The sequence below is a fragment of the Streptomyces sp. WM6372 genome (assembly GCF_001279655.1).
Taxonomy (GTDB): Bacteria; Actinomycetota; Actinomycetes; order Streptomycetales; family Streptomycetaceae; genus Streptomyces.
Map to the genome: position 1 here is coordinate 147025 of NZ_LGDB01000215.1, position 7771 is coordinate 154795.

Consider the following 7771-nt stretch of genomic DNA (forward strand, 5'->3'; position numbering starts at 1 on the left):
TAGCCCCTGGCGCTACGCCCCGTAGAAGAGGTCGTCCACCACCGCCCGGGCCCTGCGCGTGATGCGGCGGTAGTCGTCGAGGAGTTCGCCGACCGTGCCCTCCGCGTAGCCGAGGTAGCGGCCGACGGCAGCCAGTTCGCGGGCCTCCGAGGGGAAGGTGTCCCCGGCGCGGCCGCGGACCAGCATCACCGCGTTGCGGACCCGGGTGGCCAGTACCCAGGCCTCGTCCAGGATCTGTGCCTCCTCGGTCGGGATCAGCCCGGCCGCGTGGGCGGCGGCCAGGGCCTCGCGGGTCCGGGTGGTGCGCAGGCCGGGCTCCGACCAGGCGTGCCGCATCTGGATCAGCTGGACGGTCCACTCGACGTCGCTGAGGCCGCCGCGGCCCAGCTTGGTGTGGAGCGTGGGGTCGGCGCCGCGCGGGAGGCGCTCGGACTCCATGCGGGCCTTGAGGCGGCGGATCTCGCGGACCGCGTCCTCGCCGAGACCCTCCATCGGGTAGCGCAGCGGGTCGATCAGCTCGATGAAGCGGGCGCCGAGCTCGGTGTCGCCCGCGACCGGTTCGGCGCGCAGCAGGGCCTGGCTCTCCCAGGTCAGGGACCAGCGCCGGTAGTACGCGGCGTACGAGGACAACGTACGGACCAGGGGGCCGGAGCGGCCTTCCGGGCGCAGGTCGGCGTCGATGAGCAGCGGCGGGTCGGCGGTGGGGAGTTGGAGCAGCCTGCGCATTTCGGCGATGACGGTCTGGGCGGCCTTCGCGGCCTCCTGTTCGTCGACGCCCTCGCGGGGTTCGTGGACGAACAGGACGTCGGCGTCGGATCCGTAGCCGAGCTCGTGGCCGCCGAAGCGGCCGACGCCGATGATCGCGAAGCGGGTGGGCAGGGTCTCGCCCCAGTGGTCGCGGACGGCGGCGCGCAGGGCCCCGGCGATGGTGGCGGCGGTGAGTTCGGAGACGGCGCTGCCGACCCGGTCCACGAGGGCCCCGGGGTCCTCCTCGGCCGGGCTGTCCTCCGTACCGTAGGAGCGGATGATGTCGGCGGCGGCCGTACGGAAGAGCTCGCGGCGGCGGACCCCGCGGGCGGCGGCGACGCCGGCCTCGGGGCTGTCGGCGCGCCCGACGGCGGCGAGCACCTCCTGTTCCAGGGCCTCGTGGGTACGGGGTCCGAGCCCGCCGGGGTCGCCGAGCAGGGCGACGGCCTCGGGGGCGCGCATGAGCAGGTCGGGGGCGAGCCGGCCGGCGGACAGGACGCGGGCCAGGTTCTCGGCGGCGGCGCCCTCGTCGCGCAGGAGGCGCAGGTACCAGGGGGTCTTGCCGAGGGCGTCGGAGACCTTGCGGAAGTTGAGCAGGCCGGCGTCCGGGTCGGCGGAGTCGGCGAACCAGCCGAGCATGACGGGGAGCAGGGTGCGCTGGATGGCGGCCTTGCGGGTGACGCCGGAGGCGAGGGCTTCGAGGTGGCGCAGGGCCGAGACCGGGTCGGCGTAGCCGAGGGCTTCGAGGCGCTGGCCGGCGGCGCGCGGGGAGAGCCGGGCCTCGCCGGGGGCGAGCTGGGCGACGGCGTCGAGCAGCGGCCGGTAGAAGAGCTTCTCGTGCAGGCGCCGGACGACGGAGGCGTGGCGGCGCCAGGCCTTGTTGAGCTCGGCGACGGGTTCGGTGCGCAGGCCGAGGGAGCGGCCGAGGCGGCGCAGGTCGGCCTCGTCCTCGGGGACGAGGTGGGTGCGGCGCAGCCGGTGGAGCTGGATGCGGTGCTCCATGGCGCGCAGGAACCGGTACGCGTCGTTCAGCTGGGCGGCGTCGGTGCGGCCGACGTAGCCGCCGGCGGCGAGGGCGTGCAGGGCGTCGAGGGTGCTGCCGGAGTGCAGGCCGGCGTCGCTGCGGCCGTGGACGAGCTGGAGCAGCTGGACGGCGAACTCGACGTCGCGCAGGCCGCCGGGGCCGAGCTTGAGCTCGCGGTCGACCTGGGCGGCGGGGATGTTGTCGACGACGCGGCGGCGCATCTTCTGGACGTCGGCGACGAAGTTCTCGCGTTCGGCGGCGTGCCAGACCAACGGCGTTATGGCGTCGATGTACTGGGCGCCGAGGTCCGCGTCGCCGGCGACGGCGCGGGCCTTGAGGAGGGCCTGGAACTCCCAGGTCTTGGCCCAGCGCTGGTAGTAGGCGAGGTGGGAGGCGAGGGTGCGGACGAGGGGGCCGTTGCGGCCCTCGGGGCGCAGGTTGGCGTCGACGGGCCAGATGGTGCCCTCGATGGTGGTCTCGGAGCAGATCCGCATCAGGTGGGAGGCGAGGCGGGTGGCGGCCTGGACGGCCTTGCCCTCGTCGGCGCCGGCCGGTGCGTCCCCGACGAAGATGACGTCGACGTCGGAGACGTAATTGAGCTCGTTGCCGCCGCACTTGCCCATGGCAATGACGGCGAGCCGGCAGGCGGCGGCGTCCTCGGGGGCGGCGGCGGACGCGATCCGCAGGGCGGCGCGGAGGGTGGCGGTGGCCAGGTCGGCGAGCTCGGCGGCCGTCTGGGCGACGTCGATGGTGCCGCAGACGTCGCGGGCGGCGATGGAGAGCAGGCAGCGGCGGTAGGCGACGCGCAGGGCGATGGGATCGTGGGCCTGCGCGAGCCCCTGCTCGAACTCGGCGAGCCCGGGGTGCAGATCGGCGGCCTCGTACGTCACCAGCGCGTGCCAGTCGCGGGGGTGGCGGGCGAGGTGGTCGGCGAGCGCCTCGGAGGCGCCGAGCACGCCGAGGAGGCGGTCGCGCAGCGGCTTGGCGCTGACCAGGGTGTCGAGGAGTACGGGCCGCTCGTCCTCGCTCTGCGCCTCGGCGAGCCGGACGAGCCCGAGGAGGGCGAGATCGGGATCGGCGGTGGCCCCGAGGGCGTCGAGGAGCACCGGATCGGTGCGTACGGAGGCCAGCGCGTCGGAATCGAGCAGCCGGGCGGCCGCCGAGGGATCGGTGAAGCCGCTGCGCAGCAGCCGCATGAAGGTACTGCTCCTGCGTCCCGGGACTGTCATCCCGCCGCCTCCCGCGTACGTCGCCGTCGCCGCCACTGGCGGAGCGTGCCTGGGGTGAGCCTATCCGGAGCAGGCGTTCGACTCACGGCGTGACCGAGCGCGTACCATGATCCCGCTTATCGGATTATCTGTATACATTCGGACCCTGTGCCCTCCCTCCGGGCCGCTCCCGCCCCACGGCCCGAAGGACCCGCATGCCCGAAGGACACCCCACGCCGCCGGACCGGCCGTGGCCGGGCGGCCCGGGCGGGGCCCCGTCACAGCAGCCGCGGCGCGGCGAAGCGGGCACGGGCGGCGGACGCGCCGCCCGCCGTCGCGGCGGCGTCCAGGACCCGGCCCAGGCACAGGCACCGGCACCGGCACCCGCATCCGTAGCGGCACCGGCACCCGGCGGCCGCCGCGCCGCGCGGCGCGCCCGTACCGCCGAGGCCTCGGGGCGCCGGGGCGCACGGGGCCGGGGCCGAGGTCGGGGCCGGATCGTCAAGGGGGTCGCCGCCGTTGCCGCCGTCGCGGCGGCCTGCATGCTCGTGCTCCGCGGGAACGAGGCCCTCAGCGGCATCGGCGACCGCCACGGCCCCGTACCCCCGGCCGCCGTCGACGCGCCCGACCCCGGCCGGGTGCTCCAGATCGTCGCCCACCCCGACGACGACCTGTACTTCATGAACCCGGACCTGCGGTACTCCATAGCCGCCGGCCATCCCGTCACCACCGTCTACCTCACCGCCGGCGAGGCGGACGGCATCAACGCCACCGAAGGCAAGCAGGCCTCCACCCCCGCCAACAAGCCCGCCTACGCCGAAGCCCGCCAGAACGGCATCCGCGCCGCCTACGCCAAGATGGCCACCGGCGACCGCGGCAGCGCCTGGAAGCGCACCGTCGTCCCCACCAAGGGCGGCGGCCAGGCCGAGGTCGACGTCCTCGTCGCCAAGCCCGAGGTCAACCTCGTCTGGTTGCAGCTGCGCGAGGCCGGCACCGTCTACGACAGCGCCCCCGACAGCCTGCACGGCCTGTGGGACGGCAAGATAACCGCGCTCGGCTCCCAGCTCGCCTCCCGCACCCCCGTCAAGCAGCGCTTCGCGTACTCCAAGGACCAGGTCGTCCGCACCCTCGTCGGCGTCCTGGAGCAGTACAAGCCGACCACCGTCCGCGCCCAGGACCCCACCCCCGGCCGCTTCCCGGACACCAAGAAGTACACCGACCACCAGGACCACTTCTACGGCGCCCGCTTCGTGCAGGCCGCCCTCACCGCGTACGCGAAGGACGTGGACGCGAAGGACCGCCCGCACTTCGCGGTGCAGAACTACGTCGGCTACTTCAACGGCTCCCTGCCCAGCGCCCTGGACCCGGACGAGGCCAAGGAGAAGCTCGACATCCTGGACACCTACGCCTGGCTCGACAAGCAGAACCACTGCGGCAGCGACGCCGGCTGCGGAGACCTCAAGGTCGCCGACCACCCCGCCGGCAACGGCTGGACCTCGACCGTCAACTACGCCCGCGGCACCGGCACGTCCTGGCTGACCTCCGACAAGGAACACGGCCTGTGGGCCTTCAAGGTGCTCGACGGCCAGGTCGCGCTCTGGCACCGGTCCGGCCCCATCGGCGCCTGGAGCGGCCCGCGCCTGCTGCCCGGCACCGGCATGGACCCGGGCGTGGCCACCGTCACCCTGGCGGACGGGCGGATCGCCGCCTTCGGCACCCGTACCTCCTTCGGCGCGCGGCCCGCGGACTACCGGCGCGAGGTCGTGTACGCCGTCCAGAAGGGCCCGGGCACGCAGGAGTTCGGCGACTGGCAGTCGCTCGGCACGCCCGAAGCCGCCGACGAGAACTGGACCTCCGACATCAGCGCCCCCGCCGTCGCGGTCGACGGCGCCGGGCAGTTGGCGGCGTACGTCCGCGACGGCGCGGGCTCCCTGCGCGGTCGGGTGCAGGCGGCGAACGGCGGCTGGGGCCCGTGGACCCCGTACGGCGGCGCCGACCTGCACGGCACCCCGGTCACCGCCACCGACGGCGCCGGGCGGCGCATGGTGTTCGCGGCGACCACCAAATCGGTCGTGGGCTGGACCCAACCGAAGCCGGGCGCCCCGCTGGGGCCGGCCACCCCCACCGGGCTGCCGGACACCACGCTCCCGCTCACCGCGGAGGGGCGCGAGGGCGGGGTGCGGCTGTGGTTCCGCAAGCCGGGGTCGGGCAATGTCCGTACCGCCCTGGTGACGGGCGACGGCGGGCTGAAGGTGAACCACCTCACCGACCTCGGCGGGCTCCAGGGCTTCGGCTCGGTGACGGCGAGCGGGCACGTGCTGGCCGGCCGCTCGGCGGGCGGGCTGCTGGGCTCGGGCCTCGGCCCGGGGCGGCCGTGGGAGCGGTCGCCGCTGATGTTCGTCGGGGCGCCGTCGTCCACGATGACCGGCAGGAACACGGTCAGCCTGGCGGTGGTGGGGCTCGACGCGCGGCTGTACGTGACCTCGTCGGCGGACGACGCTGACGCGCACCTGGCGCCCTGGCTGCCGGTGGGCCCGCGCAACGCGGGCCGCTGACTCCCTCCGGCGGGACGGCATGTCCGAAACCGGCCGGACGGCATTTCCGAAAAGCGGGAGCGATCGGGCACAACGGTGAACCAAGTCCCCCGATTTGGCCTCTCAGTGGATGAGCTGACTGAACTGCCGTTCTTCCCGCCCGGAACGACCCCAAGGCGTGACCGATGCCGATTGCCCGTCGCCGCTTCCTCCTCGCTGCCCTCCTTCCCGTACTCACCGTCGGTGCCACCGGCGTGCTCGCCGTCGCCACCGGCCAGCAGACGTCGGCAGAGGCCACCGCCACCCAGGACCGGAGCCCGGACGTCGCGCTGACCGCGAGCACCACCTCCGGATCGGTCGTCCAGGTCGTCGCCCACCCCGACGACGACCTGTTCTTCATGAACCCGGACCTCAGCCGCTCGCTGACCGCCGGCCTCCAGCTCACCACCGTGTACCTGACCTCCGGCGAGGCCGACGGCCGCAACGAGGCCAACGGGGCCGGCGCCAAGGACCCCGAGCAGCCCGCCGACCGCGCCCACTACGCCGAGGCCCGGCAGAACGGCATCCGCTGCGCGTACGCCCAGATGGTCACCGGGGACCGCACCAGCGCCTGGAAGCGCACGGTCATGCCCACCGCGGGCGGCGGCCAGGCCGAGCTCGACGTGCTCATAGCCCGGCCGCAGGTCAACCTGGTCTGGCTGCAGATGCGCGAGGCCCGCAACCCCACCGCCGAGAACCCGGACAGCCTGCGCGGGCTGTGGAACGGCAAGATACCCGCGCTCGGCGCCCAGTTGACCTCCGGAACCCCGGTCAAGCAGCAGTCCACGTACACCAAGGACCAGGTGGTCCAGTCGATAGCCGGGCTGCTCGCGCTGTACAAGCCGACGACGATACGCATGCAGGACCCGACGCCGGGCCGCTACCACGACACCGGCAAGTACACCGACCACCAGGACCACCTGTACGGCGCCCGCTTCGTGCAGGCCGCCACCGCCGCGTACGCCGCCCAGGTCAAGGACCGCCCGCGGTTCTCGGTGCAGAACTACCTCGGCTACCACAACGGCACCCTCCCGCACGCGCTGGACCCGCAGACGGCCGAGACGAAGATCGGCTTCCTCAAGACGTACGCCTGGCTCGACCACGAGAACTACTGCGGCAGCCCCTCGGGTTGCGGCGACCGCAAGGTGGCGAGCAGCCCCACCGGCCGCAACTGGGCCCAGTCGCTGCGCTACGCCCGTGCCGACAACACCTCCTGGGTGGCGGCCGGGACCAGCGGCCGGCTGTACGCCTTCGCCGCCCTGGACGGTCAGATGGCCGTCTGGACCCGGCCGGGCACGGGCGGCGCGGGCGCCGCCTGGACCGGCCCCGAGCTGCTCCCCGGCAGCGGCATCGACCCGGGCGCGAGCACCGCCCGCCTCCCCGACGGCCGCGTCGCGGTCCTCGCCACCCGTACGGTCCTCGGCACGGGGCCCGCGGACTACCGGCGCGAGATCGTGTACGCCGTCCAGTCCGCGCCCGACGGCCCGTTCGGGCCGTGGCAGTCGCTCGGCACCCCCGAGGGAGCCGACGAGGAGGGCACCTCGTCGATCAGCGCGCCCTCGGCGGCCGTGGCCCCGGACGGCCGGCTGACCGTCTACGTCCGCGACTCCCGCCGCACCCTGCGCGCCCGCGAGCAGCAGCCGGACGGCGTCTTCGGCGCCTGGCAGCACCTGGGCGGCGAGGACCTCCAGAGCGACCCGGTGACGGCGGTCGACGCCGCCGGGCGGCGCCAGGTGTACGCCACCACCACCAAGTCGGTCCTGGCCTGGACCCAGCCCGACCCGGGCGCCCCGCTCCAGGGGCCGTTCCCGACGGGCCTGCCGGCCACCACGGTCCCGCTGTCGGCGGCTCCGGAGGGCGCGGGCGTCCGGCTCTACTTCCGGCGCCCCGACTCGGGGGTCGTCCGTACGGCCCTGGTCACCGCGGGCACCGGCAAGCCGCAGGTCTCCAGCGTCACGGAGACCGGCGGCCGGGCGGGCTACGGCGCGGTCGGCGTCGCGGGCCGCCTCCTGTCGGGCCGCGCGGACACGGGCACGGTCGGCACGACGGGCCTCGGGGGCCCGCCGGCGTGGGCGGAGTCGCAGATGCTCTACGCGGGCGCCCCGGCCGGCATCCTCGAACCGGCGGGCGCGACGACGACGGCGGTCCTGGGCCTGGACGCCGAACTCCACATCACGACGACCCCGCCCAACACCCCCACCCCCCGCACCCCCTGGCAC

Annotated in this window: 3 protein-coding genes; 2 read left to right on the forward strand and 1 reads right to left on the reverse strand. The window is 74.7% G+C overall.

From position 1 onward, the window contains the following. Nucleotides 1–12: 12 nt before the first annotated feature. Nucleotides 13–3000 carry a bifunctional [glutamine synthetase] adenylyltransferase/[glutamine synthetase]-adenylyl-L-tyrosine phosphorylase gene (locus ADK52_RS30155; RefSeq protein ID WP_053693014.1) on the reverse strand — a complete coding sequence of 996 codons (2988 nt, stop codon included), beginning with the start codon at nt 2998–3000 and terminating at the stop codon, nt 13–15. A 194-nt stretch (nt 3001–3194) separates the two neighbouring features. Between ADK52_RS30155 and ADK52_RS30160 the strand changes: the two genes are divergently transcribed. Both ADK52_RS30160 and ADK52_RS30165 read left to right on the forward strand, forming a co-directional pair. Next, nucleotides 3195–5534: a PIG-L family deacetylase gene (locus ADK52_RS30160; protein WP_053693015.1), complete on the forward strand. Its 2340-nt coding sequence runs from the start codon at nt 3195–3197 to the stop codon at nt 5532–5534. 164 nt (nt 5535–5698) lie between these two features. Then, nucleotides 5699–7771, forward strand: a 2073-nt coding sequence (locus ADK52_RS30165) for a PIG-L family deacetylase (RefSeq protein WP_053693016.1), incomplete at its 3' end; no start/stop codon positions are given.